Here is a 26,238-nt window from a genome sequence, read left to right on the forward strand (position 1 = left end):
CCTCCGTCGGCTACTCCGCCGTCTTGCGGGCCAGTGCGTTGTTGTCCATCGAGTTGTGGACGCTGAAGCTCACCGCGTCCGAGCGGTAGCGGTCGTCCGACCACTCCACCGGGCGGCCCTCGCGGGTCGTGGTGACCCGGCGGACCCGCAGGAGGGGGCTGGTGCGGCGGATCTCCAGCAGCTCCGCGTCCCGCGCCCCCGCCGCCACCGCGTCGATCACGTGCTCCCCGTAGGCGAAGACCAACCCCGTGTCGTCGTACAGGCGTTGGGTGACCGAGGGGCAGTCGGGCTCGATCGCCTCGACGCTGGGTGAGATCCAGTCGGCGTACACCGTCCGCTCCAGCAACACCGGTTCGCCGTCCAGTCCGCGCACCCGAAGGACGTGCAACACGGGTGTGCCGACCGTCAGTTGGAGGCGGATCGCGTCCTCCTTGGAAGCCGGCCGGTACGCCTGCGCGACGACCCGCCCGGTGGCCTCGCGCCCCATCGCCCGGGCCCACTCGGCGAAGCTGCGCAGTTCCGCGAAGCTCTGGCTGCGACGGCTGGCGAGCACCACGCGCCGGGCGCCCTGGCGGGAGCCGATGAGTCCCTCCGCGGTGAGCGTCGCGACCGCCTGGCGAACCGTTCCGCGCGAGACGCCGTACTGCGCCGCGAGTTCCGTCTCGGCGGGCAGCAGACTGCCCACGGTGTACTCCTCGCGGTCGATCGCCCGGCGCAGCTCGTCGGCGATCTCCTCGTGTCGCGCCGCCATGCTTCCCCTCTGAGTCGATCACTGTGCACAGCGTGACCAGCCTAGTCGACGTTCGAGCGGGTTCGGCGGTGCCACGGATTGTGCGGGAATTCAGGGGCCGGTGTTTCGACAGTGTTTACGAACAGGACACCAGCGGCAGCCTTACTGAGGCCAACTTGTTCAGACAAGTTCTCTCCTTCTCGACTCCTGTATGGCTCCTGCACCCTCGCGCGTCCCCTGGAGAAGCCGTGACCGTGTCCCTGCCGAGAACCGCCGCCGCCGGTGTTCTCGCCACCCTCGCCGCCCTCGCCCTGAGCGCCTGCGGCGCCGCCCCCGACACCACGTCGACGACCGCCGACGGCAAGAGCGCCGCCACCGCGACCTCCGCCGCGGACTTCGGTGGCCTGGACAAGCTGGTCGCCGCCGCGAAGAAGGAGGGCACGCTCAACGCCATCGCGCTGCCCCGCGACTGGGCCAACTACGGCGCCCTGATCGACGGCTTCCAGAAGAAGTACGGCATCAAGATCTCGGACGAGAACCCCGACGGCACCAGCCAGGACGAGATCAACGCCGTGACCTCGCGCAAGGGCCAGGGCCGGGCACCCGACGTCCTCGACCTGGGCAGTTCCTTCGCGCTCAGCGCGGCCCAGCAGGGCCTGCTCGCGCCGTACAAGGTCCAGTCGTACGACGACATCCCCGCAGGCCAGAAGGACACACAGGCCCGCTGGTACAACGACTACGGCGGCTACATCTCCATCGGCTGCGACGCCAAGCGGGTCAAGGCCTGCCCCACCACCTTCGCCGACCTTCTCAAGCCGCAGTACAAGGGCCAGGTCGCCCTCAACGGCAACCCCACCAAGTCCGGTTCGGCCTTCGGCGGTGTCTACGCGGCCGCGCTCGCGAACGGCGGCTCCTTCGACGACATCCAGCCCGGCCTCGACTTCTTCGCCAAGCTGAAGAAGAACGGCAACTACACGCCCGTCGAGTCGACCCCGGCCACCGTCGAGAAGGGCGAGACCCCGATCAGCATCGACTGGGACTACCTGAACGCCGGATACGCCGACGAGTTCAAGTCCAAGGGCGTCGACTGGAAGGTCACCGTCCCGAGCGATGGCCAGTTCTCCCAGTACTACTCCCAGGCCATCAACAAGGACGCCCCGCACCCCGCGGCCGCCCGTCTGTGGCAGGAGTACCTCTACAGCGCCGAGGGCCAGAACCTCTGGCTCAAGGGCTACGCCCGCCCGGCCCTGATGACCGCCCTGGACAAGGCCGGCACCCTCGACAAGGCCGCCGCGGCCAAGCTGCCCGAGGTCACCGGAACGCCCAAGTTCCCGACCGAGGCCCAGCAGGACAAGGCCAAGACGGTCATCGCCGGGGGTTGGGCGAAGGCCGTCTCCGGATGACGGCCACCGCCGTACGAGTGGACCCGGCGCCCGCCGCCCAGGCCGGTCGGCGGCGCCGGTCCCTCGGCTGGGTCGCCGTCGTGCCGCTGCTCGCGTTCGTCGCGGTCGCCTTCGGACTGCCCGCCATCGCCATGCTGGACGGCGCGTTCACCGCCAAGGACCCGGCCACCGGGGCCACTTCGTACACCCTCGACAACCTGACGACCTCCCTCAAGGGCGCGTACCTCACCGCGCTCCTCGGCAGCGTGAAGCTGTCCGCCGTCTCCGCCGCGCTCGGCACCCTGGTCGGACTGCCGCTCGCCCAGGCCGTGGTGACCTCCCGCTTCCGCGCCCTGCGCGAGGCCGTGCTCACCGCGTCCGGAGTCCTCGCCAACTTCGGCGGAGTCCCCCTGGCCTTCGCCTTCGTCGCCACCCTCGGCAACGCGGGCGTCCTGACCCGGCACCTCGGTCTCACCGACAAGGGCTGGGACCTCTACAGCTTCTGGGGCCTGGTCGTCGTCTACCTGTACTTCCTGATCCCGCTGATGGTCCTCACCGTCACCCCCGCCCTCGACGGACTGCGCGTCCAGTGGCGCGAGGCCGCCCGGAACAACGGGGCGACGACCGTGCAGTACTGGCGTTTCGTGGCCCTGCCCGTGCTGCTGCCCACGCTGCTCGGCGGGTTCGTGCTGCTCTTCGGCAGCGCCTTCGCCGCCTACGCCACCGCCGCCGCGATGGTGGGCAGTTCAATCCCGCTGGTCACCCTCCAGATCGCCGACGCCATCTCCGGCAACGTGCTGGTCGGTCAGGAGAACGTGGCGCTCGCCCTCAGCCTCGACATGGTCCTGGTCGCCGGCCTCGTCATGGCCGTCTACCTGCCCCTTCAGCGAAGGAGCGCCCGATGGCTCGCCTGAACCTGTGGCGATGGGGCGTGCTCGGCCTCGCCGGACTGTACTTCCTGGTGCCGCTGGCCGCGTCCGTCGTCTTCACCGTCGACGTGCCCGGCCAGGGGATCACCTTCGACGCCTACACCCAGATCTTCTCCACCACCGGGTTCGTCTCCAGCCTGCTGCTCTCGCTGGAGCTGGCCCTCGCCACCATCGCCGTCGTACTGCTCCTGATGGTGCCCGCGATGGTCGCGCTGCGGCTCGGGGCGCCCCGGCTGCGGCCCGTCGTCGAGGTGGTGTGCTCGCTTCCCCTGGTGGTGCCGCCGATCGCGTTCGTCGCCGGCATCGGCACGGTCCTCAAATGGGGCCCCGACCACCTCTCGCGGACCCCGCTGTTCGAGACCTTCGTGGCGATCCAGAACCCCGACTTCCCCTTCGTCCTGGTCCTGGCCTACGTCGTGATGGCACTGCCCTTCGTCTACCGGGCCCTGGACGCCGGTCTCCGGGCCGTCGACGTCCGCACCCTCGTCGAGGCCGCCCGCAGCTGCGGTGCCGGCTGGCCGCAGGCCCTCGTCCAGGCCGTCCTGCCCAACCTGCGGGGCGCCCTGCTCAACGCCTCCTTCCTCACCCTGGCCCTGGTGCTCGGCGAGTTCACCGTGGCCCAGCTGCTGGGCTTCCAGCCCTTCGCGGTGTGGATCGTCAACGTCAGCGGCTCGCAGGCCCAGTTGTCCGTCGCCGTGTCCGTGCTCAGCCTGCTCGTGACGTGGGTGCTGCTCCTCGTCCTGGCCGGCTTCGGCGGCCGTACCCGTACCGCTTCCCGGGGATGACCCATGACCCTTCTTGACACGACCCAGACGACCGCGGCAACCGTCGAATTCCAGGGCCTCAGGCGGGCGTTCGGCCCGACCGTCGCCCTCGACGGACTCGACCTGACCGTGCGGCCGGGTGAACTCCTCGCCCTGCTCGGTCCGTCCGGCTGCGGCAAGACCACCGCGCTCAGGATGCTCGCCGGCTTCGAACACCCCGACTCCGGGCGGGTGCTGGTGGACGGCGAGGACGTGAGCCGGGTCCCGGCCCACCGCCGGGACGCCGGGATGGTCTTCCAGTCGTACAGCCTCTTCCCGCATCTCGACGCCCTCGACAACGTGGCCTTCGGACTGCGCATGCGCAAGGTCCGCACCGCCGAACGGCGGGCCAGGGCAGCCGAGTTGCTGGACCTCGTCGGGCTCGCCGACAAGGGCGGGCGGTTCCCGCACCAGCTCTCCGGCGGACAGCAGCAGAGGGTCGCGCTGGCCCGGGCGCTCGCCCTGCGCCCACGCGTCCTGCTGCTCGACGAGCCCCTGTCCGCGCTGGACGCCAAGGTGCGGCTCAGTCTCCGTGAGGAGATCCGGCGCCTCCAGCAGGAACTCGGCATCACCGCCCTCTTCGTCACCCACGACCAGGAGGAGGCCCTGTCCATGGCCGACCGGGTCGCGGTGATGCACGCCGGCCGGCTCGAACAGTGCGCCACCCCGAGCGAGTTGTACGGCCGCCCCGCCACCGCCTTCGTTGCCGAGTTCGTCGGCACGATGAGCCGGATCCCCGGTCGGCTCGCCCAGGACACGGTCGAGGTGCTCGGACAGCGGTTGCCGGTCGACGGCCCGGTGCCCGCGGCGACCGAGGTCGACGTGCTGGTGCGTCCGGAGGCCGTGCGGGTGCGGGCCGAGGCCGACGGGATGTCCCGGGTGGTCGCCACGTCCTTCCTGGGCGCGGTCGTCCGCGTCACCGTCCGGCTCACCGACGGCACCGAGGTCAAGGCCGACCTGCCCACCCACGAGTCCGCCGAGCTCAGCGCAGGGGCCTCGGTGACCGTGTCGCTGCCCGAGCGTCCGGTGCTGGTGGCGGAGCGCCCGCACTGACCCGCGGACGCGCGCCCGCTGCCCCCGGGGGCGCGTCTGCCGGCCTGCGGACGCGCCTGCTGCCTGCGGGAGCGCGCCTGCCGGCCTGCGGACCGCACCTGTCGACCCCGGGACCGCACCTTCTGCCCCCGGGGGGAGCGCACCCGCCGCCCCGCGGGAGCCCACCCGCTGCCCGCCCCCTCCACACACCCCCAGCCATGACGCCCCCCACGAAAGAGACCACCGTGAGCCGACCTGCCCTGCACGCCGTCCTGTTCGACATGGACGGCACGCTCGTGGACACCGAGCGGCTCTGGTGGGAGGCGGTGGAGCGGGTCGCCGGGCGACCCCTGACCGAGGCGGACCGGCCCGACGTGCTCGGCCGCCCGGTCGAGCACACCGCCGCCTGGCTGGCCGCGGCCACCGGCAGCCCCGTCGGGGAGCTGGCCGACACCCTCCACCGCGAGTTCGCCGACCGCGTCCGCACCGGAGTCGTGCCCCGCCCCGGCGCCCTCGACCTGCTCGACGCGCTGGCCCGCGAGGGCGTACCGACCGCCCTGGTCACCGCATCGCCGCGGGCCGTGGCCGAGGTCGTCCTCCAGGCCCTGGGGGGCGCAAGCCGGTTCGCCGTCTCCGTCACCGCCGACGACACCGAGCACACCAAACCCGCCCCCGACCCCTACCTCGCCGCCTGCCGCGCCCTCGGCGTGGACCCCGCGAACTGTGTCGCCGTGGAGGACACCGAGACCGGCGTCCGCTCCGCCGAGGCGGCCGGCTGCGCGGTTCTCGCCGTGCCCTCGCTCGCCCCCGTCGAGCCGGCCCCGGGCCGTACGGTCCTCGAAGGCCTGGAGGGCGTCACCGTGCCCCGGCTGCGCGCCCTGCTGCCGTACCGGCTCCGTGTGATGACCTGGAACCTCTGGTACGGCGGCACCAAGGTCCACGACCACCGCGCCAAGCAGCTCAAGGTCATCGCCGAGACCGGTGCGGACGTGGTCGGACTCCAGGAGACGTACGGCACCGCCGCCGAGGAGCTCGCAGAGGCGCTGGGCTGGCACCACCACAGCGCCGGACCCAACCTCGGCGTCATCAGCCGCTTCCCGGTCACGGCCGTGCTGGGCGACCCGGACGTCGGGTTCTACGGGGCCGCCGGCGCGCGGATCGCCGTGGAGGGCGAGGAAGTCGACATCTGGACGGCCCACCTCGACTCCGAGCAGTACGGGCCCTACGCCGCCGAGCCGCTCGCCCACGAGGAGGTACGGCTCGGACAGCTGCGGGAGGCGCTGCGCCGGATCGGGGACACCGCGCCCGCCGTCCTGGTCGGCGACTTCAACTGCCCCTCCCACCTGGACTGGCCGGACGTCGAATGGCCGGTGACGAAGGCCGCGGAGGAGGCGGGGTTCCGGGACTCCTACCGGGAGGCGCACCCCGACGCGGTCCGGGAGCCCGGGCACACCTGGTCCCCGGTCCACGCCGGGCCCGAGCCGCAGGACCGGATCGACTTCGTGCTGCACCGGGGGCTGCGGGTCCTCGACTCGCGGACCTACGTCACCGGCACGCCCCGGACCTGGCCGGATGTCGAGAACAACGACTGGCCCTCCGACCACGCCGCCGTGATCACCACATTTTCGCTGGGCAGCGGCCCCGGAACTGCCTAACATCGGTCACATGACCTGGCGACATTGATCCACCAGCCGTGCCTCCCGAGGGCCGCCTCGGACGCCGTGCCCACGACGTCCGAACCGCCCTTCCGGGAAGGCCTCATGACACTCTCACCCGCACGTGTGCCCGCGACCGGCGTCCGCCGGCTGACGACCACGCTGTACGGCTACGCGTTCCTCGACGACCTCGTCCTGCTCTACCCGGTGTACGCGCTGCTGTTCGCCGACACCCGCCTGCCGCTCTGGCAGATCTCCTCGCTGTTCGCCCTGTGGTCCCTCACGGCCGTGGTCCTGGAGGTGCCCTCCGGCGCCTGGGCCGACACCGTCTCGCGGCGCCGGCTGCTGTGGATCGGCCCGCTGCTCACCGCGGCCGGCTTCGCGCTGTGGGTGACCGTCCCGTCGTACGGCGCCTTCGCGCTGGGCTTCGTGCTGTGGGGAGCCGGTGGCGCCCTCGGCTCGGGTTCGCTGGAGGCGCTCGTCTACGACGAGATGGAACGGCTCGGGGCCGCCGACCGGTACGCGCGCGTGATGGGACGCACCCGCGCGGCCCGGCTGCTGGCCACCGTGACCGCGATGGGGCTCGCCGGACCGGTCCTCGCGCTCGGCGGCTACCCGGCCGTGGGCGCCGCGAGCGTCCTCGCCTGTCTGCTGGCCGCGCTCACGGCGACCCGGCTGCCCGAGCACCGGGTACCGGCCGCGAAGGGCAGCACGAACTGGTCGGCGACCCTGCGGGCCGGAGTCGCCGAGGCCCGCGGCGACCGGGCGGTCCGGGGCGCCCTGCTGCTGATCCCGGCCGTCGCCGCGGTGTGGGGCGCGCTCGACGAGTACGTCTCGCTGCTGATCCGGGACCTCGGTGTGGCCGAGACCACCGTGCCCTGGCTGGTCCTGCTGGTCTGGGCACTGGTCACCGTCGGCAGCCTGTTCGCCGGGCCCGCCGAACGCCTCGGCACCCGGGGACTCGCCGCGCTGATCGCCGGAGCCGCCCTCGCCCTGGCCGTCGGCGCCGGCATCCGCACCCCGGCCGGTATCGCCCTCGTCGGCCTCGCCTTCGCCGGCTTCCAGCTGGCCGAGGTCCTCGCCGACGTCCGCCTCCAGCACCGCATCGACGACGCCCGGCGGGCCACCCTCACCTCGGTCGCGAGCCTGGGCACGGAACTGGTCACGGTCGCCGTGTTCGGCGTGTACACCCTGCTCGGAGCATCGCTGGCGCACAGCACGGTCTTCATGATCCTCTCCGTGCCGTATCTGGTGACGGCAATGGTGCTGTCCTGGGGCCGCCGACGTCCGCGCAACGAATCGCCGCAGGAGCGCCTGAGCACGCAATGAACCGCTCACCGGCGCGCAACGGCTCCTTCTTGTTCGCGCCGGTGAGCCGCCCGTACCTTCTATATGGCCCGCTACGTGGCCCCCACATCCACCCTCCGCCCGGTGAGGATCACGCATGCGCACCGCCCTGCTCCAGAGCTCCGGCCGCCCCGGCTCCGTCGAGGCGAACCTCAAGGTTCTCGACGAGGCCGCGGCCTCGGCCGCCGCCGCGGGTGCCGCGCTGCTGGCCGCTCCGGAGATGTTCCTCACCGGGTACGCGATCGGGGACGACATCGCACGCCTCGCCGAGGAGGCCGACGGGGAGGGCGCGGACGCGGTCGCGGAGATCGCCGCACGGCACGGCCTCGCCGTCGCCTACGGATACCCCGAGCGGTCCGGCGACACCGTGTTCAACTCCGCCCAGCTGATCTCCGCCGACGGCACCCGCCTCGCCAACTACCGCAAGACCCACCTCTTCGGCTGCTTCGAGCGCGACCACTTCACGCCGGGGGAGCAGCCGGTGGTCCAGGCCGAACTGGGCGGTCTGCGCGTCGGGTTGATGATCTGCTACGACGTCGAGTTCCCGGAGAACGTCCGCGCCCACGCCCTCGCCGGGACCGACCTGCTCCTCGTCCCCACGGCCCAGATGCACCCGTTCCAGTTCGTCGCCGAGTCCCTGGTGCCGGTGCGGGCCTGGGAGAACCAGATGTACGTCGCCTACGTCAACCGGGTCGGCCAGGAAGGGGAGTTCGACTTCGTCGGGCTCTCGGTGCTGGCCGGCCCCGACGGGGTGGCCCGCACCCGCGCCGGACGCGGTACGGACCTGGTCCTCGCCGACGTCGACCCCGCCTTCCTCGCCGCCTCCCGCGAGGCCAACCCGTACCTGAAGGACCGCAGGCCCGGTCTGTACGGATCCCTCGTCTGAACCACCCCTTTGTGCCAAGGAGCCCGTACCCCATGACGTCCACCGTGCCCAACGCCGTCGAGCACGCAGACGCGCAGCAGCCGCCGATCACCATGTTCGGGCCTGACTTCCCGTACGCCTACGACGACTTCCTCGCCCACCCGGCGGGCCTCGGACAGATACCGGCCACCGAGCTCGGCACCGAGGTCGCCGTGATCGGCGGCGGTCTCTCCGGCATCGTGGCCGCGTACGAGCTGATGAAGATGGGCCTCAAGCCGGTCGTCTACGAGGCCGACCGGATCGGTGGCCGGCTGCGGACCGTGGGCTTCGAGGGCCAGGGCACCGAGGGCCTGAGCGCGGAGATGGGCGCGATGCGCTTCCCGCCCTCCTCCACCGCCCTCCAGCACTACATCGACCTCGTGGGCCTTCAGACCCGCCCCTTCCCCAACCCCCTGGCCGAGGCCACCCCTTCGACGGTCGTCGACCTCAAGGGCGAGTCCCACTACGCCGAGACGATCGCCGACCTCCCGCAGGTCTACCGCGATGTCGCCGCGGCCTGGAACAAGTGCCTCGAAGAGGGTGCCGACTTCACCGACATGAACCGCGCCCTGCGGGAGCGGGACGTGCCGCGCATCCGCGAGATCTGGTCGCGGCTCGTGGAGAAGCTCGACAACCAGACCTTCTACGGCTTCCTCTGCGACTCCGAGGCGTTCCGCTCCTTCCGGCACCGCGAGATCTTCGGCCAGGTCGGCTTCGGCACCGGCGGCTGGGACACCGACTTCCCCAACTCCATCCTGGAGATCCTGCGGGTCGTCTACACCGAGGCCGACGACCACCACCGCGGGATCGTGGGCGGCTCGCAGCAGTTGCCGCTGCGGCTGTGGGAGCGCGAGCCGGAGAAGATCGTGCACTGGGCGTACGGCACGTCCCTGAAGTCCCTGCACATGGACGGCGAACCGCGCCCCGCCGTGACCCGGCTGCACCGCACCGCGGGCAACCGGATCACCGTGACCGACGCCGGAGGGGACATCCGCACCTACCGGGCGGCGATCTTCACCGCCCAGTCCTGGATGCTGCTCTCGAAGATCGCCTGCGACGACTCGCTCTTCCCGATCGACCACTGGACGGCGATCGAGCGCACGCACTACATGGAGTCGTCCAAGCTGTTCGTGCCCGTGGATCGCCCGTTCTGGCTGGACAAGGCCGTCGACGACAGGGGAAATCCGACGGGCCGGGACGTCATGTCGATGACCCTGACCGACCGGATGACACGCGGTACCTACCTCCTGGACGACGGTCCGGACAAGCCGGCCGTCATCTGCCTCTCCTACACCTGGTGCGACGACAGCCTGAAGTGGCTGCCGCTGTCCGCGAACGAGCGGATGGAGGTCATGCTGAAGTCGCTCGGCGAGATCTACCCGAAGGTCGACATCCGGAAGCACATCATCGGCAGCCCGGTCACCGTCTCCTGGGAGAACGAGCCCTACTTCATGGGCGCGTTCAAGGCCAACCTGCCCGGCCACTACCGCTACCAGCGGCGCCTCTTCACCCACTTCATGCAGGACCGGCTGCCCGAGGACAAGCGGGGCATCTTCCTCGCCGGCGACGACATCTCCTGGACGGCCGGCTGGGCCGAGGGTGCGATCCAGACCGCCCTGAACGCGGTCTGGGGCGTGATGCACCACTTCGGCGGCGAGACCGACGCGACGAACCCCGGCCCGGGGGACGTGTACGACGAGATCGCGCCGGTGGAACTGCCGGAGGACTAGACCTGGCCGAGTCCGCGGTCGGCCCGGCAGCGGGAAAGCCGGAGTTCGGCCCGGCAGCGGGACAGCCGGAGGTCGGTCCGCAGCGGGGCAGCCCGAGGTCAGTCCGGCAGTGGTGTCAGCAGCATGCGGCCCGCGAAACCCACCGCCGTGTCCAGGCGCTCCGTGAACTCCTCGGCCACGTCGGGCAGTCCGCGCAGCGCCCACAGGGCACGGGCCGCGGTCCAGGTGGCGTCCCGGGCGCGGTCCAGGCTCCAGGCGCCGAGCAGATGGGTGAGCGGGTCGGCGATCTGGAGGACGTCGGGGCCCGGCATCAGCTCTTCGCGGATCCGCTCCTCCAGCGAGACGAGGAGGTCGCCCACCCGGTCGAACTCGTCCTCCACGTCGGCGGGTTCGCAGCCGAGGCTACGACAGGTGTCCACCACGGCGAGCGCGAGGTCGTGCCCGATGTGCGCGTTGATGCCCGCCAACGCGAACTGCAGGGGCCGTACCCCCGGATGACGGCGGAACTGGAACAGCGGCCGCCAGCAGGCCGGCGGACGGTGTCCGCGGGCGAGCGTGTCGACCGCGGTCAGGTAGCGCTCCGCGAACCGTACGTCCAGCGTGATCGCGGCCCGCGCGTCCGCGAACCGGCCCGCGTCGACACAGCGGTCCACCGCCTCGGTGACGGCGAGGTAGACGCGGTTGAAGACCGCTACGCCGTCCCGTTCGGGAAGGGCCTCGTCCAGGGCGCGCATACGGGAGACGACCGCGTCGAGGGGGGTGGTGAACTGTTCCAATTGCGCCATGACGGCAGGGTCCCAGTCCTAGGCTGGCCGGGGTACCGGCGGGCCCGACGCTTCCCCAGAACGGGGTAACGCCCCCGCCGTGCGAGGGGGGAGCGACAGGGTGTCAGGCTTACGTGCCCAGCGACTGGCCGCGCGTCGCGCCGCCCGCAGACGGGCCGTGGGCCGCGGGGTCCTGGTCGCGGTGGCCGCCGTGGTCGTGGCCGTCGGCACCGCGACCGGAATGCTCTCCGCGCTCGACGGCCGTGACGGCTCCGACGAGGTGCGACCGGCTTCGGCCGGCGGCTCCCCGGGGCGGGTCGGCGCAAGGGCCCTGCCCTCGGGGCCGGGCGCGCCGTCGGCCGTCCCCTCCGCCTCCGCGTCCCCCTCCGCCGAGGCGAGCAGGTCCCCGTCCTCGTCGCCCAGGAGCAGGAAGCCGAGCCCCGAGAAGCCCCGGCCCACCGCCGTCGGCCGTCTCTACCGCCATCCGTCCTCCCAGGTCCTCGACTGGGTGCAGGACCACCCGCGCGACTGGCGTGCCGAGCTCATCGAGTCCCGTATCGCCGACCGCCCGGCCGCGGTCTGGTTCGCCGACTACACCCCGGCGACCATCACCTCCCGGGTCCGCGCGGTCACCTCCGGTGCCGCCGCGCAGGGCCGGGTGCCGGTGGTCGTGGCGTACGCGGTCCCGGACCGTGACTGCGGAGGCGCCTCCCAGGGCGGGGCACCGGATCTCGGCGCCTACGACGCCTGGATCGACCGGTTCGCCGCGGGACTCGGCTCCCGCGAGGTGATCGTCGTGCTGGAACCCGACTCGATCGCGCAGTCGGACTGCCTCCCGGAGGCGGGGCGGGCCGACCGCTTCGCCTCGCTGGCCCGCGCGGGCCGGGTCCTGAAGGCCGCGAACGCGAAGGCCCGCGTCTACTACGACGCCGGCCACTCCGGCTGGAACCCGGCCGGGCAGCAGGCGACCCTGCTGAAGCAGGCGGGCGCCGCCTCGGCCGCCTCCTCCGACGGGATCTTCAGCAACGTCTCCAACTTCCACGCCACGTCCGCCGAGATCGCCTACGACCGTCAGGTCCTCGCCGCGCTGGGCGGACCGCCCGGCCTGGGCGCCGTCATCGACACCAGCCGCAACGGCAACGGCGCCCCGCCGGACGACGAGTGGTGCGACCCCGCGGGCCGGAAGATCGGACGCGCTCCGACCCTGGACACCGGCGAAGCGGGGATCGACGCCTACCTGTGGGTGAAGCTGCCGGGGGAGTCGGACGGCTGCAAGGGCGCACCGGGCACGTTCAGCGCGTCGTACGCCTACGACTTGGCCTCGCGCTAGCCGGGGGCCACCCCGGACGCGGAAGTCAGTGCCGCGGCTCGGAGACCGCCGCCGGGGTGACGACCTTCCGGCGGTCGCCGGCCCGCAGCACCCCCGCGAAGGCCACGAGCCCGCAGGCCAGGACCGTCACCAGGGCGAACGACACCATCAGGCTGGTCGCCTGGGCCAGCGTGCCGATCGCGCTCGGGGCGACCAGCCCCGAGGTGTACGTGATCGTCGCGACACCGGCGATCGCCAGGCTGGGATTGGACCCGCTGCGGCCCGCGGCGGCGAAGCACAGCGGCACGACCACCGCGATGCCGAGCCCCATCAGCGCGAACCCGCCCATCGCCACCGCCGGTTGCCGGGCGACGACGATGAGCAGTCCGCCCAGCACCGCCAGGACCCCGCTCGTCCGGACCGTGCGCACCGCGCCGAAGCGGTCCACCAGACGGTCCCCGGCGATCCGCGCGACAGCCATGGTGAGCGTGAAACCGGTGGTGCACGCGGCCGCGAGCCCCGCCGAGGTCTCCAGTTGGTCCCGCAGGTACACCGCCGACCAGTCCAGGCTGGCGCCCTCCGCGAACACCGCGCAGAACCCGATCGCGCCGATGAGCAGCGCCGACTTGGGCGGCAGCGCGAACCGGGGCGGCGGCTCCTCGTCCTCGGCGGCCTGGAGGTCCAGCACCCAGCGGCAGGCACCCAGACCGAGCAGGGTCAGGGTGGCCGACGCGAGCGCGTGGTGCAGCCGGGCGTCCGAGCCCAGATGCGCGGCGAGGGTGCCGGCCGCCGAGCCGACCAGGGCGCCCACGCTCCACAGGCCGTGCAGTCCGGACATGATCGAGCGGCCCAGGCGGTTCTCGACCTCGACGCCGAGCGCGTTCATCGCCACGTCCGCCATGCCGGCCGTGGCGCCGTAGACGAACAGGGCCAGACAGAGCGTCGGGAGGTTGGGGGAGAGCGACGGCAGGACCAGGGCCAGGGTCCACAGGGAGATCAGGCCGCGCAGGGCGTTCCGGGCGCCGAAGCGGTGACTGACCCGGCCGGCCAGCGGCATCGCCAGCGAGGCGCCGAGGGCCGGGAAGGCGAGCGCCAGGCCCAGCTGACCGGCGCTGACCGAGGAGTGCTCCTGGATCCACGGCACCCGCGTCGCGAACGAGCCGGTCACGGCCCCGTGCACGGCGAACACGGCGGCCACGGCGTACCGGGCCCGCCGTACCTCTGCTGATGTGTGGACCACATCGCTCATCTTCGGGCCCCTCCCAAGATTCTCGTCCTCGTCACAAGTCGCGGTGTAAATTATCAGGAACCCTGCCTGATAGATAGCGCTTATCCGGCTCTGCGGATCTGAGAGGATTCCCGGCATGCCCGCATCCCCGAGCACCGCCCGGGCCATCAACGACCGGCTCGCCCTGTGTCTGCTCCAGCAGGAAGGCCCGCTGACGGCAGGCCAGTTGAAGCAGCTCACCGGGCTGTCCCGGCCGACCGTCGCCGACCTCGTCGAGCGCCTCGCCGCCGCCGGTCTGATCGACGTGGTCGGGGAGTCGGGGGAGCAGCGCCGCGGCCCCAACGCCAGGCTGTACGGCATCGTCGCCGACCAGGCCCACCTCGCGGCCCTCGACGTCCGCACCGAGGGCGTCTCCGTCGTCGTCGCCGACCTGCTGGGGCGGGTGCTGGCCGAGGCGTCGGTGCCGATCGGCGGGGAGACCGGGACGGGTCCCGCGGTCGAGCAGGCCGTCGCGCTGGTCGAGCGGACGGCGAAGGAGGCGGGGGTGGCCGGACTGCACACCGTCGCCATCGGCGCCCCCGGTCTGATCGACCCGGCCACGGGTGAACTCCGCGACTCCGGCGGCCTGCCCGCCTGGCACCGGCGCCTGGTGCTGGCACTTCAGGAGCGGCTCCCGGAGGCCCGCGTCCATGTCGAGAACGAGACCAACCTCGCGGCGCTGGCGGAACAGCGCGACGGGGCGGCCCGCGACCGGGACACCTTCGTCCTGCTGTGGCTGGGCCACGGCACCGGCGCGGCGGTGATCCTGGACGGCGTCCTGAGGCGGGGCGCGTCGGGCGGGACGGGGGAGATCGGGTTCCTGCCGGTGCCGGGGACGGCGGGACTGCCCTCGGCGGTGGACTGCGCGGGGGGCTTCCATTCGCTGGCGGGGTCGGCGGGGATCGTGAGGCTGGCGCAGGAGTGCGGTCTTGCGGTGGCCGGGGGCGAAGGCGGGGGCGGGGATGGGGACTTGGACGAGGGCGGTCGTGGGGCGCCGGGTCCGGTGAAGGGAGCTGTGGAGGCCGCGGACGTGGTGCGGAGAGCGGTGGCGGCCACGGACTCGGTACCGGTGGCTGTGGGGGCGGCGGCGCGCGAGGAGTCCCGTTTCCTGGACGCTCTCGCCGACCGGCTCGCCGTGGGGGTGGCGTCCGTCGTCGCCGTCCTGGACCCGGGGTGCGTGGTGCTGGGCGGAGAGGTGGGACAGGCCGGCGGGACGGAGCTGGCCGCACGCGTGGAGCGAAGGGTGCGCCGCATGTCCCCTCTGGCCACGGAGGTGCGGGCCGGTGTGCTGGGCGGAGAGGCGGTGTTGCGCGGCGCGCTGTTCACCGCGAGGGACCGGGCCCAGGACGCCCTGTTCGCACCCCGTCAGCCTCCGCCGGCCCGCACATAGTCCTCGAAAGAAGCCGGGCCCGGCGCGGAAGACCCGGCGGCGGGCAAGGGCCGTCGTCACCGCCGCCGGGTCCGTCTCCACGGGTGTCCACGCACGGCGACCCTAAAAAGGACTAGACCATTAGGTCAAGAGGTTTCGGCCACGGGTTGTGAGCCACTGCACACGCATCGCCTGTATGGACCACGATCGGGCGTGGCAGACTGGCTGTGTACCAGAAGCAGCGCACTCCGGGGTCGGTGAAAGTCCGAACCGGCGGTTACAGTCCGCGACCCGACCGCTTCCAGCGGCCGGTTGACCAGGTGAAATTCCTGGACCGACGGTTAAAGTCCGGATGGGAGGCAGTGCGCGGCGGGCGGGCATACCTGTATGCGTGCCGCCGTAACAGGCTTCACCCTCGCGGGGGTGGGTCCCGTCCGGCGTCGTCCCAGGTGTCCCGGCTCGCTCATTCTGTCGTCATCGACAGCCCCGGAGTCCGTGCCCGAATGAGGCAGGGAGGACCCGGGAAGTGTTCACCGGAATCGTCGAAGAGCTGGGTGAGATCACCGCTGTCGAGAACCTCGGTGACTCCTGTCGTTTCCGAGTGCGCGGCCCCGTCGTCACCGAGGGCGCGAAACACGGGGACTCCATCGCCGTCAACGGCGTCTGCCTCACGGTCGTCGAACACGACGCCGACTGGTTCACCGCCGACGTCATGGCCGAGACCCTCGACCGCTCCAGCCTCGGCGCCCTCGCCGAAGGCTCCCGGGTCAACCTCGAACGCCCGATGGCCCTGGGCGCGCGCCTGGGCGGACACATCGTGCAGGGGCATGTCGACGGCACCGGGCAGGTCCTGGAGCGCAAGCCCTCCGAGAACTGGGAGATCATCAGGATCTCGCTGCCCGCGGACCTCACGCGCTATGTCGTCGAGAAGGGCTCCATCACCGTCGACGGCATCAGCCTCACCGTCGTCGACGCCGGCCCCGACTTCTTCACGGTCAGCCTCATCCCGACCACCCTCGCCCTGACCACGCTCGGCATCAAGCAGCCCGGCGACCCGGTCAACCTCGAGGTGGACGTCGTCGCCAAGTACGTCGAGCGCCTGCTCGCGAACAGCGGTCAGGGGGCGGGACAGTGAACTCCCTCAACACCGAGGCCTTCACCCTGTTCGGCCAGCACATCCTCTGGTCGGACATGATCGGCAACATCCTCGGCCTGATCGCCCTCGCCCTCGGCTGGCGCCGCAACCTGTGGAGCTGGCCGGTCCAGTTCGCCTCCGGCCTCATCCTCTTCGGCGCCTTCTACGGCCACCTCACCGGCAGCGCCGGCAAGCAGGTCGTCGTCATGCTCGTCGCCCTGTACGGCTGGTGGCAGTGGAACCGCAACAAGGGGGCGTCGGGCGACGGGCACATCGTGCCCCGGTTCGCCTCCTGGCGTGAGCGCGGTGCCCTCGTCGGCGCCGCCGCCGTCGGCACCGTCGCGGTCGCCCTGCTCTTCAAGGCCTACCCGAGCCTGTCCTGGGACCCCTGGCCGGACGCCTACATCTTCGTCGGCACCGTCGTCGCCATGTACGCCCAGGCCCGCGGCATGGTCGAGTTCTGGATCGCCTGGCTCCTCGTCGACCTCGTCGGCGTCCCGCTGAACTTCGCCAACGGCTACGCCTTCTCCGGCTTCGTCTACGTCATCTACGGCGCGCTCGTCCTGTGGGGCATGCGCGACTGGTGGCTGCGCTCCCGTGAGTCCGCGCGGCCCGTCATGGAAGGAGCGCCGGCATGACCGCCGCACCGATTCTCTACAGCACCGACGGGTTCGAGGACTTCGCGCTGGACCCCGTCGAGCAGGCCATCGCCGACATCGCGGCCGGCCGCCCCATCGTGGTCGTCGACGACGAGGACCGCGAGAACGAGGGCGACCTGGTCGTCGCCGCGGAGAAGATCACCCCCGAGATCGTCGCCTTCATGATGAGCGAGTGCCGCGGCCTGATCTGCGCCCCCATGGAGAGCGACGAGCTGGAGCGGCTGAAGCTGCCGCAGATGGTCGACGACAACACCGAGTCGATGAAGACCGCGTTCACCGTCTCCGTGGACGCCTCCGGCGCTCACGGTGTGACCACCGGCATCTCGGCGGCCGACCGCGCGACCACGCTCCGGCTCCTCGCGAGCGGCGACGCCGAGCCCACCGACTTCGTCCGCCCCGGCCACATCTTCCCGCTGCGCGCCAAGGACGGAGGCGTCCTCACCCGCAACGGCCACACCGAGGCCGCCGTCGACCTGGCCCGGCTCGCGGGACTGCGCCCCGCCGGCGCGATCGTCGAGATCGCCGGCGAGGACGGCCGGATGCTCCGCCTGCCCGAACTGATCCCCTTCGCCCGCAAGCACGGCCTGACGATCATCTCCATCGAGGACCTGATCGCCTACCGCCGCACCAGCGAGCCCACGGTCCGCCGCGAGGCCGAGACCCGGCTGCCCACCGCCCACGGCACCTTCACGGCGTACGGCTACCGCTCCGGCGCCGACGGCGTCGAGCATGTCGCCCTGGTCCACGGCGAGATCGGCGACGGCGAGGACGTCCTGGTCCGTGTCCACTCCGAGTGCCTCACCGGCGACATCTTCGGCTCCCTGCGTTGCGACTGCGGCCCCCAGCTGGACGCCTCCCTGGAGCGCATCCAGGAAGAGGGCAGGGGAGTGGTGGTCTACCTGCGCGGCCACGAGGGGCGCGGCATCGGCCTGCTGTCCAAGCTGCGGGCGTACGAGCTCCAGGAACAGGGCCACGACACCCTCGACGCCAACCTGGAGCTCGGCCTGCCCGCCGACGCCCGGGACTATGGCGCGGGCGCGCAGATCCTGGAGGACCTGGGCGTCCGCAGCCTGCGCCTGATGACCAACAACCCCGCCAAGTCCGACGCCCTCCTGCGCCACGGCCTCAAGGTCACCGGGCGGGAGCCGATGCCGGTACAGGCGGGCGAGCACAACCTCCGCTACCTGCGCACCAAGCGGGACCGGATGGGCCACGACCTGCCCTGGCTGGACACCGCCCCGGTGTCCACCTGCAGCAACCAGTAAGTACTTCGAGGAGAGTTCGAGAACGTGAGCGGCAAGGGTGCACCGGAGCTGTCCGTACGCAACGTGGGTGACCTGCGGGTCGCCGTCATCGCGGCGCAGTGGCACGAGAAGGTGATGGACGGACTGGTCGACGGCGCCCTGCGCGCCCTGCACGACCTGGGCATCGACGAGCCGACCCTGCTCAGGGTCCCCGGCAGCTGGGAGCTCCCGGTCGTCGCCAAGGTCCTCGCGGGCCGCGGCTACGACGCGATCGTCGCCCTCGGTGTCGTCATCCGCGGCGGCACCCCGCACTTCGAGTACGTGTGCCAGGGCGTCGTCCAGGGCCTCACCCAGGTCTCCGTGGAGACCGGCGTCCCCGTCGGCATGGGTGTGCTGACCTGCGACACCGAGGAACAGGCCCTGGACCGCGCGGGTCTCGAGGGCTCGAACGAGGACAAGGGACACGAGGCGGTGACCGCCGCGGTGGCCACCGCGGCCACCCTTCGCTCAGTATCTGAACCGTGGCACTGACGAAGGTGTCATTTGGCATAGGCTGAGCGACACCATGTCCAATAAGACGTTCGAGGAGCTCTTCACCGAGCTCCAGCACAAGGCCGCCACCGGCGACCCCGCCACCTCCCGCACCGCAGAACTGGTCGGCAAGGGCGTCCATGCCATCGGCAAGAAGGTCGTCGAAGAGGCCGCCGAGGTCTGGATGGCCGCCGAGTACGAGGGCAAGGAAGCGGCCGCCGAGGAGATCTCGCAGCTGCTCTACCACGTCCAGGTGATGATGGTCGCGCGCGGGATCTCCCTCGACGACGTCTACGCCCACCTGTAAGCCAGTCGCCGACAACACCCCCTGAGAGCAAAGGAAGCCGACCTCATGCTGCGCATCGCCGTCCCCAACAAGGGTTCCCTGTCAGGCCCTGCGGCGGACATGCTGCATGAGGCCGGCTACCAGCAGCGCCGCGAGTCCAAGGAACTGCGGACCGTCGACCCGGTCAACGACGTGGAGTTCTTCTACCTCCGCCCCCGGGACATCGCGATCTACGTCTCCTCCGGCCAGCTGGACATCGGCATCACCGGCCGTGACCTGCTGATCGACTCCGGTGCCGACGCCGAGGAGATCCTCCCGCTCGGCTTCGCCCGCTCCACCTTCCGTTTCGCGTCCAAGCCGGGCACCGCGAGCGGCGTCGAGGACCTCAAGGGCAAGACGGTCGCCACCTCCTACGAGGGGATCGTGGCCGGGCACCTCGCCGACAACGGCATCGACGCCGCCGTCGTCCACCTCGACGGCGCGGTCGAGACCGCCATCGAACTCGGTGTCGCCGAGGTCATCGCGGACGTCGTCGAGACCGGCACCAGCCTGCGCAACGCGGGTCTGGAGGTCTTCGGCGAGCCCATCATGAAGTCCGAGGCCGTCGTCATCCGCCGCACCGGGGCGGACGCCTCGTCGGAGAGCGAGCCCAAGGTCCAGCAGTTCCTGCGCCGCCTCCAGGGCGTCCTGGTGGCACGGACGTACGTGATGATGGACTACGACTGCCGCGTAGAGCAGCTCGAGAAGGCCGTTGCGCTCACCCCCGGCCTGGAGTCCCCGACCGTCTCCCCGCTGCACAACGAGGGCTGGGTCGCCGTCCGCGCGATGGTCCCGGCCAAGGAGGCGCAGCGGATCATGGACGACCTGTACGACATCGGCGCGCGGGCCATCCTGACGACGGCCATCCACGCCTGCCGTCTCTGAGGGGCGTACCGCAGATGTCCTCCGAACCTCCCGCACTGCCCGTCACGTTCCGGCCGGGCCGTACCCGTGTGGTCCTGCTCACCGCCGGTGTCGCGATCTTCGTGACGATCACGGTGATCGCGCTGCTCCTCGAACAGCTGGGCCCCGGCGAGCGCCTGAGCTTCGTGTTCACCGCGGCCCTGCTCGCCGGTGTGCTGTTCCTGCTGGCCAGGGTGAAGGTCGTCGCCGACGAGTCCGGGGTCACCGTCCAGAACATCGCCAGCAGGCGGCGGCTGGAGTGGGCCGAGATCATCCAGGTGAACCTCCGCCCGGGCGACCCGTGGGTGTTCCTCAACCTCAGCGACGGCACCAGCCTGCCGGCGCTCGGCATCCAGCCGGGCATCGCGAAACACCAGGCCATCGCCGACGCGCGGGCCCTGCGGGCGCTCGCCGAGGCGCGCTCCACAGCCCGCTCCGACGAAGATCAGGGCTGACTCGGGGAATTCCACCCTGCCGCATCCGGCCCTGTCTTGATTAATCTGTTGGCGGAGGCGTTTTCACCACGCCTCCGCCTCTCGTTGTTCCTGCTACCCGAGGAGTGACTCCCTCCAGCGATGGACGGATCGTCCTGTAGTACCTGCGCTGCCCCCTCCCTACGTGTCGAGGCGGCAGCATGACCATCCCCCTGCTGCTCCTCGGAGCGGCGTTCCTGCTCATTCTCGCCAACGGCTTCTTCGTGGCGGCCGAGTTCGGTCTCGTCACCGTGGAGGCCACCGACGCCGAGAAGGCCGCCGCGGAAGGCGACCGGAGGGCCCGCCGGGTCGCCGAGTCGCTCAAGGAGCTGTCGTTCCAGCTCTCCGGCACCCAGCTCGGCATCACCATCACCTCCCTGGTCGTCGGCATGCTCGCCGAACCGGCTCTCGCGGAGCTGCTGCGCGGCCCGTTCACGGCCGTGGGCATTCCTTCGGGGGCGGTCTCCGGCGTGGCCGTCGTCGTCGGCATGCTGCTGGCCTCCGCCGTGCAGATGGTGATCGGCGAGCTCGTGCCCAAGAACTGGGCGGTGTCCAAGCCGATGCAGGTCGCCCGCTTCGTCGCCGGCCCGCAGCACGCCTTCGCCCGGCTGTTCCGGCCGGTGATCGCGGCGCTGAACGCGGTCGCCAACCGTCTCGTCCGCGCGCTCGGCATCGAGCCCGCCGAGGAGCTGGCCTCCGCCCGCACCCCCGGCGAGCTGGTCTCCCTGGCCCGGCACTCCGCCCAGGCCGGCGCCCTGGAACAGGACACCGCGGACCTCTTCGTGCGCACCCTGTCCCTCGGCGAGCTCACCGCGCAGCACGTCATGACCCCGCGCGTGAAGGTCAGCTCGCTCCAGGCGTCCGCGACCGCCGAGGACGTCGTCAACCTCACCCGTGCCACCGGTCTGTCCCGCTTCCCGGTCTACCGGGAGAAGATCGACGAGATCGTCGGCATGGCCCACCTCAAGGACGCCCTCGCCGTTCCCTCCCAGGACCGGCTGCGCACTCCCGTGGGCCGGATCGCCCGCCCGGCGCTGCTGGTGCCGGAGACGCTCCCGGTCCAGCCCCTGCTGGCCCAGCTGCGCAGCGAGCAGCCCATCGCCGTCGTCGTCGACGAGTACGGCGGCACCGCCGGCGTGGTCACCCTGGAGGACATCGTCGAGGAGATCGTCGGCGAGGTCCGCGACGAACACGACGGCCAGGACATCCCCGAACTCGCCGCCGCCCCGCCCGAGGACGGCCGCCTCGCCTGGGACGCCGACGGCAGCTGCCGGGTCGACATCCTCCAGCGCATAGGCCTCGACGTGCCCGAGGGGCCGTACGAGACGGTCGCCGGGCTGGTCGCCGACCTGCTCGGCCGTATCCCCGCCGTCGGAGACCGGGCCGAGCTGCCCGGCTGGCGGCTCACCGTGCGCCAGGTCGGGCACTACCGTGCCGAGCGGGTCCGCCTGGTCCGCACGGTCCCCGCGGTCAACGTCATGGAGGCCGCCCGATGAGCGTGCTCCAACTCCTCTTCGCAGCCCTGCTCGTGCTCGCCAACGGCTTCTTCGTCGGCGCCGAGTTCGCGCTGGTCTCGGTACGCCGCAGCCAGATCGAACCGCTCGGCACCGCACGCGCCCGCCAGGTGCTGTACGGCCTGGAGCGGCTGCCCCAGATGATGGCGGCCGCCCAGTTCGGCATCACGGTGTGCTCCCTGACGCTCGGCGCGGTCGCCGAGCCGACGGTCGCGCACCTGCTGGAGCCGGTGTTCGAGTGGATGCACCTGCCGCACGGCATCATCCACCCGCTGGGGTACGTCATCGCCCTGGCCGCGGTCGTCTTCTTCCACCTCGTCATCGGTGAGATGGTCCCGAAGAACCTCGCGATGGCCGCCCCCGAGAAGGCCGCGCTCTGGCTCAGCCCGGGCCTGGTGGCCTTCGCGCGGCTGTGCCGCCCCATCACCCTCGCCCTCGGCGCCTGCGCCGCCGCCATCCTGCGGCTCTTCCGCGTCGAGCCCAAGGACGAGGTCGAGGCGGTCTTCACCAGCGAACAGCTCAACCGCCTGGTGGAGGACTCCGGCCAGGCGGGTCTGCTGGACCCCGAGGAACAGGAACGCCTGGAGGACGCGCTGGAACTGGGCTCCCGCCCGGTCACCGACGTCCTGCTCAAGCGCGAGTCGCTGGTGACGGTCCGCCCCTCGGTCACCCCGGGCGAGATCATCGAGCTCACCGGGCGCACCGGGTACTCCCGCTTCCCGGTCGCCGCGGAGAACGGCGTGTTCATGGGGTACCTGCACGTGAAGGACGTACTCGATCTGGAGGAGTCCCAGCGGGCGGTGCCGCAGCAGGTCTGGCGACCGATGACCAAGCTCAGGTCCGACCTGCCGCTCGATGACGCCCTCACGGTGATGCGGCGTGCGGCGACCCACCTGGCCCAGGTGGCGGACGGGTCCGGCAAGGTGCTGGGTCTGGTCGCGCTGGAGGACGTACTGGAACTGCTCGTCGGTGAGGTACGGGATCCGGCGCACCGGGAGCTTCCGGAGGTCCGCGTCACCGAGCCTCGGAGCAGTGAGGAAGCGCTGGCGTCCTAGGGGTCGTCGTACGGCGGCGGGCCGGTGGGGCAGCTGGGCGCACATTGCCTGGACCCGCTCAGGGGCGCGGGGAACTGCGCGAGAAGCCCCACCAGCCCGCAGCCGAACACCTCACGTGGCCGACGGATCCTGAGGTCCCCGCCCCGACAGGACCTCCCCGTACGCCTGCATCAGATCCGGCAGCCGCAGTGTCGCCAGGTCGTCCCGGCTCAGCATCCCCGGATACCCGGACAGCCGAAGATCCCGGTACGCGCAGCTCTTCTCGTACAGCGTCCGCAGGAACCGCCCGTTGCCCAGCTCGTCGATCCACCCCTGGTCCACCACGTGCCCGGCGATGGAGCGCAGCTCGTCCAGCGCCTCCTCGTCCCACACGTCCCCGTTCTCGGCGGCCAGCACCTCACCGATGGAGGTGAGCTCGAGGGGGCGGTACGACGGGAAGTCGACGCGGGTGGTGAAGCGGGACGACAGACCGGGGTTCGCGGTGAGCAGCCGGTCCATGCCCTCCGGGTAACCCGCGAGGATCACGACCAGGTGGTCCCGGTTGTCCTCGGCCCGCTTCAGCAGGACCTGGAGCGCCTCGTCGCCGTACGCGTCGCCCTTCCCGTAACCGGAGTTGGAGAGCGAATAGGCCTCGTCCACGAACAGGACCCCGCCGAGCGCGGAGTCGATCAGTTCGTTCGCCTTGACCGCGGTCTGGCCGAGGTACTCCCCGACCAGGTCCGCCCGCTGCGCCTCCACGAGATGGTCGCCGCCGAGCAGCCCGAGGGCGTAGAAGACGCGCCCGAGGATGCGTGCCACCGTGGTCTTGCCGGTGCCGGAGGGCCCGGAGAAGACGAAGTGACGTTTGGGCGGCTGGACCGGGAGCCCCTGCCCGGCGCGCAGACGGGCCATGTTCAACTGCGCGGACAACGCCTTGACCTGGCGCTTCACCGGTTCGAGGCCCACCATGCGCTCGAGTTCGGCGAGCGCCTCCTCCAGGAGGGCGGGGTCGGTGGGCCCGGCGGGCAGTGCTCCTGCCAGGGTGCCGGACCGCTCCCGTCCCGCCGGGTCCGTCATCGTGGGCAGCGGCCCGGTCGGCGGCTGCGGATCGGAGAGCTTCACCTCCCGCCCCTCGACACCGAACAGCGGCTCGATGCCGTCGGGCCCCTCCAGGACGTCCTGTCCGAACCCGGTGAGCGTGATCGACGCGAGGTCGGCGGGGTCGTCGTCGTACCCGTCCCCCTCGGCGATCGCGGCGAGCCTGGCCGAGGTGTCCATGAAGGCGGGGTCGACGCGGTGCACCGCCCGGTAGAGGGGCAGCGCTGCGGCGGACCGGCCGGTGCCCTCGTGGGCCCGGGCCAGCCAGTACCGCAGTTCCTTGCGCTGGGGCTGTTCGCTGCGGCAGCGCATCAGGGCCGCCGAGAGCAGCGGTTCGGCCTGGCCGAACATCTCCAGGCGGACCCGGGCCATGCCCCCGAACAGACCGGCCTCGATGCCGAGCATGGCGTCGTCGATCAGCGGGTCGGTGTGCCGGACCAGCTGCTCCCAGTCCTTGACCAGGTAGGCGCGGCAGGCGTGCAGGAAGCGGACCTGGTGATCGGTGTCCACCGGGGGCAGCCCCGCGAGGGCCCGGTCCAGCTCGGGGACGTGCCGGCCGTCCAGCCAGTGCGAGGCGTGCGCGAGCAGCAGGTCACGCGGGCTCTCCAGGACCGGCTGCACCCACCAGCCCAGCCAGTACCAGGAGTTGAGGGTACGGCGGTGGCGGGTGCGTTGCTCGCCGAAGCGCTCGCGGTGCCGGAACATCCGGAGCAGCGCGGTCGTCGTGTCGACGCGCAACGCGTGCAGCCCGAGCCAGCCGTCGGCCATCCCGGGGTCGATCCGCACCGCGGCCCGGAACTCCTCCTCCGCCTGGGGGTAGGCGCCCATCGTGTAGGCGTCCACACCTCGCAGCCAGGCGAGGTCGGCCGGGGCCTCGGGGCCCTGCGTGCCGAAATCCATCACGTCCCCCACAAACCGTGCCCCCGTGGTTCACCACCGGGCCGACGCCCGATGGCCGCCTTCGTCCAACCGCTGTGCCGCGGACCGGAGTTGCAACGGTGCGCAGAGCAGCTGTCCGTAGGTCGCACCGAGAGGCATCGTACCTGCGGTGGTGTCGCTCGCCGTAGGGTGCCGCACGGGCCGTTTGACGAGGTGGGAGCAGATGGGGCGCACCGCGGACGGTGACCGAGGGTGAGCGGACGGCGCCTCACCGCGTGCATATTTCTGTGTGAGGGCAGAACGAAGCCCCCGATCACGGGGGAACAACCGGGGGCTTCGCGACTGCGGGCGACCTGCATCGGCCGCACATTCAGAACGTAAGACCTGTACGGCCCCTCGGTCAAGCGGAGTTGGGCGACTCAGGCAAGTTCTTACCGGTGGTTCTTCACAGCTTCAACACATCGCCGTTGGGCCGTCACCGTGCGTGATGTCGTGGTCCGGTCCAGGAGTCACAGCAGGCCCGTCAGTGGTCTCGTATCCCTTCCGGCACTGGCGTACCAGCGCGTCGGCGAAGGGCCGGGAGGGGTCTTCGGCGAAATGCCGTTGTTCCGCCAGGACCCATTCCTCCCAGAACTCCCGCTGCTCCACCCCGTCCCGGGAGCGTCCCCGGGCCCAGGACTCCTCACGGGGCAGATCCATCCACAGCAGCCACGCCAGGTGTGGTCTGAGCGCGCGCCGGCCCGCGCCGACCCCCTCGACCAGGACCACGGGCGCCGGCGGCAGATCCCGGGGCGGTCCGAAGCGCCGGGTGTGCCAGTCGTAGGGGGCGTAACGCGCGGTCTCGCCGCGGCCGAAGGGTGTGATCACCTCGCGCAGCAGCCGTCCGGTCCAGTCGAACAGTTCCTCGTGGCTGGCGATGTCGTCGAGATGCAGCACCGGGGCGCCGCCGAGGGCGTCGGCCAACTGCCCGGCGAACGTGGACTTCCCGGAGCCGGCGTGGCCGTCGACGCCGACCAGCCGGACCGGGCCGCAGGACGGGGGGAGCCGGCGGAGCCGGGAGGCGAGGACGTGGATGACGATTCCTGGAAGCGCTCATACGGACGGGCGGTCTGGCCTGTCCAGTGTAGTGAGGGGCCTGCGCTCGCCGCCGGAACCACAGCTTCCCAGGTCATGCCAGTGGTCGAGACCAATATTGGTGGGCGTGGCACGTCCGGAAGTGCTG

Annotated in this window: 24 protein-coding genes and 1 riboswitch; of the genes, 19 read left to right on the forward strand and 5 right to left on the reverse strand. The window is 71.5% G+C overall.

What is annotated here, in order from left to right:
• Positions 1–10: 10 nt before the first annotated feature.
• Entirely contained in the window at positions 11–751 is a 741-nt protein-coding gene (locus H295_RS0125200; protein WP_020138125.1) for a GntR family transcriptional regulator, read from the reverse strand.
• A gap of 227 nt (positions 752–978) precedes the next feature.
• Between H295_RS0125200 and H295_RS0125205 the strand changes: the two genes are divergently transcribed.
• From H295_RS0125205 to H295_RS0125240, 8 genes are all read left to right on the forward strand, one after another.
• Positions 979–2,133 carry an ABC transporter substrate-binding protein gene (locus tag H295_RS0125205; RefSeq protein WP_020138126.1) on the forward strand — a complete coding sequence of 385 codons (1,155 nt, stop codon included), beginning with the start codon at positions 979–981 and terminating at the stop codon, positions 2,131–2,133.
• Positions 2,130–3,026 carry an ABC transporter permease gene (locus H295_RS0125210; protein WP_028809731.1) on the forward strand — a complete coding sequence of 299 codons (897 nt, stop codon included), beginning with the start codon at positions 2,130–2,132 and terminating at the stop codon, positions 3,024–3,026. The genes H295_RS0125205 and H295_RS0125210 overlap by 4 nt, the downstream gene beginning before the upstream one ends.
• On the forward strand, positions 3,014–3,826 hold the full coding sequence (locus H295_RS0125215) for an ABC transporter permease (RefSeq protein WP_020138128.1): 813 nt from the start codon (positions 3,014–3,016) through the stop codon (positions 3,824–3,826). The genes H295_RS0125210 and H295_RS0125215 overlap by 13 nt, the downstream gene beginning before the upstream one ends.
• A 3-nt stretch (positions 3,827–3,829) precedes the next feature.
• Positions 3,830–4,897 carry an ABC transporter ATP-binding protein gene (locus H295_RS0125220; RefSeq protein ID WP_020138129.1) on the forward strand — a complete coding sequence of 356 codons (1,068 nt, stop codon included), beginning with the start codon at positions 3,830–3,832 and terminating at the stop codon, positions 4,895–4,897.
• 197 nt (positions 4,898–5,094) lie between these two features.
• Positions 5,095–6,531 carry an HAD-IA family hydrolase gene (locus H295_RS0125225; protein WP_043217919.1) on the forward strand — a complete coding sequence of 479 codons (1,437 nt, stop codon included), beginning with the start codon at positions 5,095–5,097 and terminating at the stop codon, positions 6,529–6,531.
• Between the two features lie 105 nt (positions 6,532–6,636).
• Positions 6,637–7,860 (forward strand): MFS transporter, encoded by a 1,224-nt coding sequence (locus tag H295_RS43535; protein WP_020138131.1) that lies wholly within the window; start codon positions 6,637–6,639, stop codon positions 7,858–7,860.
• A 115-nt stretch (positions 7,861–7,975) separates the two neighbouring features.
• Positions 7,976–8,764: a carbon-nitrogen hydrolase family protein gene (locus tag H295_RS0125235; RefSeq protein WP_020138132.1), complete on the forward strand. Its 789-nt coding sequence runs from the start codon at positions 7,976–7,978 to the stop codon at positions 8,762–8,764.
• 32 nt (positions 8,765–8,796) lie between these two features.
• Positions 8,797–10,512 carry a flavin monoamine oxidase family protein gene (locus H295_RS0125240; RefSeq protein WP_020138133.1) on the forward strand — a complete coding sequence of 572 codons (1,716 nt, stop codon included), beginning with the start codon at positions 8,797–8,799 and terminating at the stop codon, positions 10,510–10,512.
• Between the two features lie 98 nt (positions 10,513–10,610).
• On the opposite strand, the gene H295_RS0125245 is transcribed toward H295_RS0125240, so the two are convergent.
• Complete coding sequence (locus H295_RS0125245) at positions 10,611–11,297, reverse strand: DUF5995 family protein (protein ID WP_028809732.1); 687 nt, start codon at positions 11,295–11,297, stop codon at positions 10,611–10,613.
• Positions 11,298–11,397: 100 nt separating this feature from the next.
• Here H295_RS0125245 and H295_RS0125250 point away from each other — a divergent pair, with 100 nt between their 5' ends.
• Positions 11,398–12,606, forward strand: a complete 1,209-nt coding sequence (locus H295_RS0125250) for a glycoside hydrolase family 6 protein (protein ID WP_420706255.1) — start codon at positions 11,398–11,400, stop codon at positions 12,604–12,606.
• A gap of 25 nt (positions 12,607–12,631) precedes the next feature.
• On the opposite strand, the gene H295_RS0125255 is transcribed toward H295_RS0125250, so the two are convergent.
• Positions 12,632–13,834, reverse strand: a complete 1,203-nt coding sequence (locus H295_RS0125255) for an MFS transporter (protein WP_028809734.1) — start codon at positions 13,832–13,834, stop codon at positions 12,632–12,634.
• Between the two features lie 115 nt (positions 13,835–13,949).
• On the opposite strand from H295_RS0125255, the gene H295_RS0125260 reads away from it, so the two are divergent.
• The 10 genes from H295_RS0125260 (at position 13,950) to H295_RS0125305 (ending at position 23,060) form a co-directional block, all read left to right on the forward strand.
• Positions 13,950–15,242 carry an ROK family transcriptional regulator gene (locus tag H295_RS0125260; RefSeq protein ID WP_020138137.1) on the forward strand — a complete coding sequence of 431 codons (1,293 nt, stop codon included), beginning with the start codon at positions 13,950–13,952 and terminating at the stop codon, positions 15,240–15,242.
• A 218-nt stretch (positions 15,243–15,460) separates the two neighbouring features.
• A riboswitch (FMN riboswitch) is annotated at positions 15,461–15,591 on the forward strand.
• A 156-nt stretch (positions 15,592–15,747) separates the two neighbouring features.
• Positions 15,748–16,356, forward strand: a complete 609-nt coding sequence (locus tag H295_RS0125265) for a riboflavin synthase (RefSeq protein WP_020138138.1) — start codon at positions 15,748–15,750, stop codon at positions 16,354–16,356.
• Positions 16,353–16,994, forward strand: coding sequence for a nicotinamide mononucleotide transporter family protein (locus H295_RS0125270; RefSeq protein WP_020138139.1), 642 nt, complete (start codon positions 16,353–16,355; stop codon positions 16,992–16,994). The genes H295_RS0125265 and H295_RS0125270 overlap by 4 nt, the downstream gene beginning before the upstream one ends.
• A complete protein-coding gene (locus H295_RS0125275; RefSeq protein ID WP_020138140.1) occupies positions 16,991–18,280 on the forward strand; it encodes a bifunctional 3,4-dihydroxy-2-butanone-4-phosphate synthase/GTP cyclohydrolase II in 1,290 nt (429 codons plus the stop codon). Before H295_RS0125270 ends, H295_RS0125275 begins: the two co-directional genes overlap by 4 nt.
• Before the next feature lie 24 nt (positions 18,281–18,304).
• Entirely contained in the window at positions 18,305–18,790 is a 486-nt protein-coding gene (ribH, locus tag H295_RS0125280) for a 6,7-dimethyl-8-ribityllumazine synthase (protein ID WP_020138141.1), read from the forward strand.
• Positions 18,791–18,824: 34 nt separating this feature from the next.
• The gene (locus H295_RS0125285; RefSeq protein ID WP_006378313.1) at positions 18,825–19,097 is read left to right on the forward strand and encodes a phosphoribosyl-ATP diphosphatase; all 273 of its coding nucleotides are present in this window, start codon (positions 18,825–18,827) and stop codon (positions 19,095–19,097) included.
• Between the two features lie 45 nt (positions 19,098–19,142).
• Positions 19,143–20,000, forward strand: a complete 858-nt coding sequence (hisG, locus tag H295_RS0125290) for an ATP phosphoribosyltransferase (protein WP_020138142.1) — start codon at positions 19,143–19,145, stop codon at positions 19,998–20,000.
• Positions 20,001–20,014: 14 nt separating this feature from the next.
• A complete protein-coding gene (locus tag H295_RS0125295; RefSeq protein ID WP_020138143.1) occupies positions 20,015–20,473 on the forward strand; it encodes a PH domain-containing protein in 459 nt (152 codons plus the stop codon).
• Positions 20,474–20,652: 179 nt separating this feature from the next.
• Positions 20,653–21,987: a hemolysin family protein gene (locus H295_RS0125300; protein ID WP_020138144.1), complete on the forward strand. Its 1,335-nt coding sequence runs from the start codon at positions 20,653–20,655 to the stop codon at positions 21,985–21,987.
• Positions 21,984–23,060, forward strand: a complete 1,077-nt coding sequence (locus tag H295_RS0125305) for a hemolysin family protein (protein ID WP_020138145.1) — start codon at positions 21,984–21,986, stop codon at positions 23,058–23,060. The genes H295_RS0125300 and H295_RS0125305 overlap by 4 nt, the downstream gene beginning before the upstream one ends.
• 111 nt (positions 23,061–23,171) lie before the next feature.
• Here H295_RS0125305 and H295_RS0125310 read toward each other — a convergent pair whose 3' ends face one another.
• Together H295_RS0125310 and H295_RS0125315 are read right to left on the reverse strand one after the other, a co-directional pair.
• Positions 23,172–25,037, reverse strand: a complete 1,866-nt coding sequence (locus tag H295_RS0125310) for an AAA family ATPase (RefSeq protein WP_020138146.1) — start codon at positions 25,035–25,037, stop codon at positions 23,172–23,174.
• 432 nt (positions 25,038–25,469) lie between these two features.
• Entirely contained in the window at positions 25,470–26,090 is a 621-nt protein-coding gene (locus H295_RS0125315) for a uridine kinase family protein (RefSeq protein ID WP_028809735.1), read from the reverse strand.
• Between the last annotated feature and the right edge of the window lie 148 nt (positions 26,091–26,238).

Source organism: Streptomyces sp. 351MFTsu5.1 (genome assembly GCF_000383655.1).
GTDB lineage: Bacteria > Actinomycetota > Actinomycetes > Streptomycetales > Streptomycetaceae > Streptomyces > Streptomyces griseorubiginosus.

Bases quoted from the DNA above. Each gene is read 5' to 3' on its own strand.
- hisG (WP_020138142.1), top strand. From the start codon at position 19,143: ATGCTGCGCATCGCCGTCCCCAACAAGGGTTCCCTGTCAGGCCCTGCG.
- H295_RS0125235 (WP_020138132.1), top strand. From the start codon at position 7,976: ATGCGCACCGCCCTGCTCCAGAGCTCCGGCCGCCCCGGCTCCGTCGAG.
- H295_RS0125225 (WP_043217919.1), top strand. From the start codon at position 5,095: ATGACGCCCCCCACGAAAGAGACCACCGTGAGCCGACCTGCCCTGCAC.
- H295_RS43535 (WP_020138131.1), top strand. From the start codon at position 6,637: ATGACACTCTCACCCGCACGTGTGCCCGCGACCGGCGTCCGCCGGCTG.
- H295_RS0125310 (WP_020138146.1), bottom strand. From the start codon at position 25,037: ATGGATTTCGGCACGCAGGGCCCCGAGGCCCCGGCCGACCTCGCCTGG.
- H295_RS0125215 (WP_020138128.1), top strand. From the start codon at position 3,014: ATGGCTCGCCTGAACCTGTGGCGATGGGGCGTGCTCGGCCTCGCCGGA.
- H295_RS0125245 (WP_028809732.1), bottom strand. From the start codon at position 11,297: ATGGCGCAATTGGAACAGTTCACCACCCCCCTCGACGCGGTCGTCTCC.
- H295_RS0125210 (WP_028809731.1), top strand. From the start codon at position 2,130: ATGACGGCCACCGCCGTACGAGTGGACCCGGCGCCCGCCGCCCAGGCC.
- H295_RS0125260 (WP_020138137.1), top strand. From the start codon at position 13,950: ATGCCCGCATCCCCGAGCACCGCCCGGGCCATCAACGACCGGCTCGCC.
- H295_RS0125200 (WP_020138125.1), bottom strand. From the start codon at position 751: ATGGCGGCGCGACACGAGGAGATCGCCGACGAGCTGCGCCGGGCGATC.
- H295_RS0125275 (WP_020138140.1), top strand. From the start codon at position 16,991: ATGACCGCCGCACCGATTCTCTACAGCACCGACGGGTTCGAGGACTTC.
- H295_RS0125305 (WP_020138145.1), top strand. From the start codon at position 21,984: ATGAGCGTGCTCCAACTCCTCTTCGCAGCCCTGCTCGTGCTCGCCAAC.
- H295_RS0125285 (WP_006378313.1), top strand. From the start codon at position 18,825: ATGTCCAATAAGACGTTCGAGGAGCTCTTCACCGAGCTCCAGCACAAG.
- H295_RS0125255 (WP_028809734.1), bottom strand. From the start codon at position 13,834: ATGAGCGATGTGGTCCACACATCAGCAGAGGTACGGCGGGCCCGGTAC.
- H295_RS0125220 (WP_020138129.1), top strand. From the start codon at position 3,830: ATGACCCTTCTTGACACGACCCAGACGACCGCGGCAACCGTCGAATTC.
- H295_RS0125240 (WP_020138133.1), top strand. From the start codon at position 8,797: ATGACGTCCACCGTGCCCAACGCCGTCGAGCACGCAGACGCGCAGCAG.
- H295_RS0125295 (WP_020138143.1), top strand. From the start codon at position 20,015: ATGTCCTCCGAACCTCCCGCACTGCCCGTCACGTTCCGGCCGGGCCGT.
- H295_RS0125300 (WP_020138144.1), top strand. From the start codon at position 20,653: ATGACCATCCCCCTGCTGCTCCTCGGAGCGGCGTTCCTGCTCATTCTC.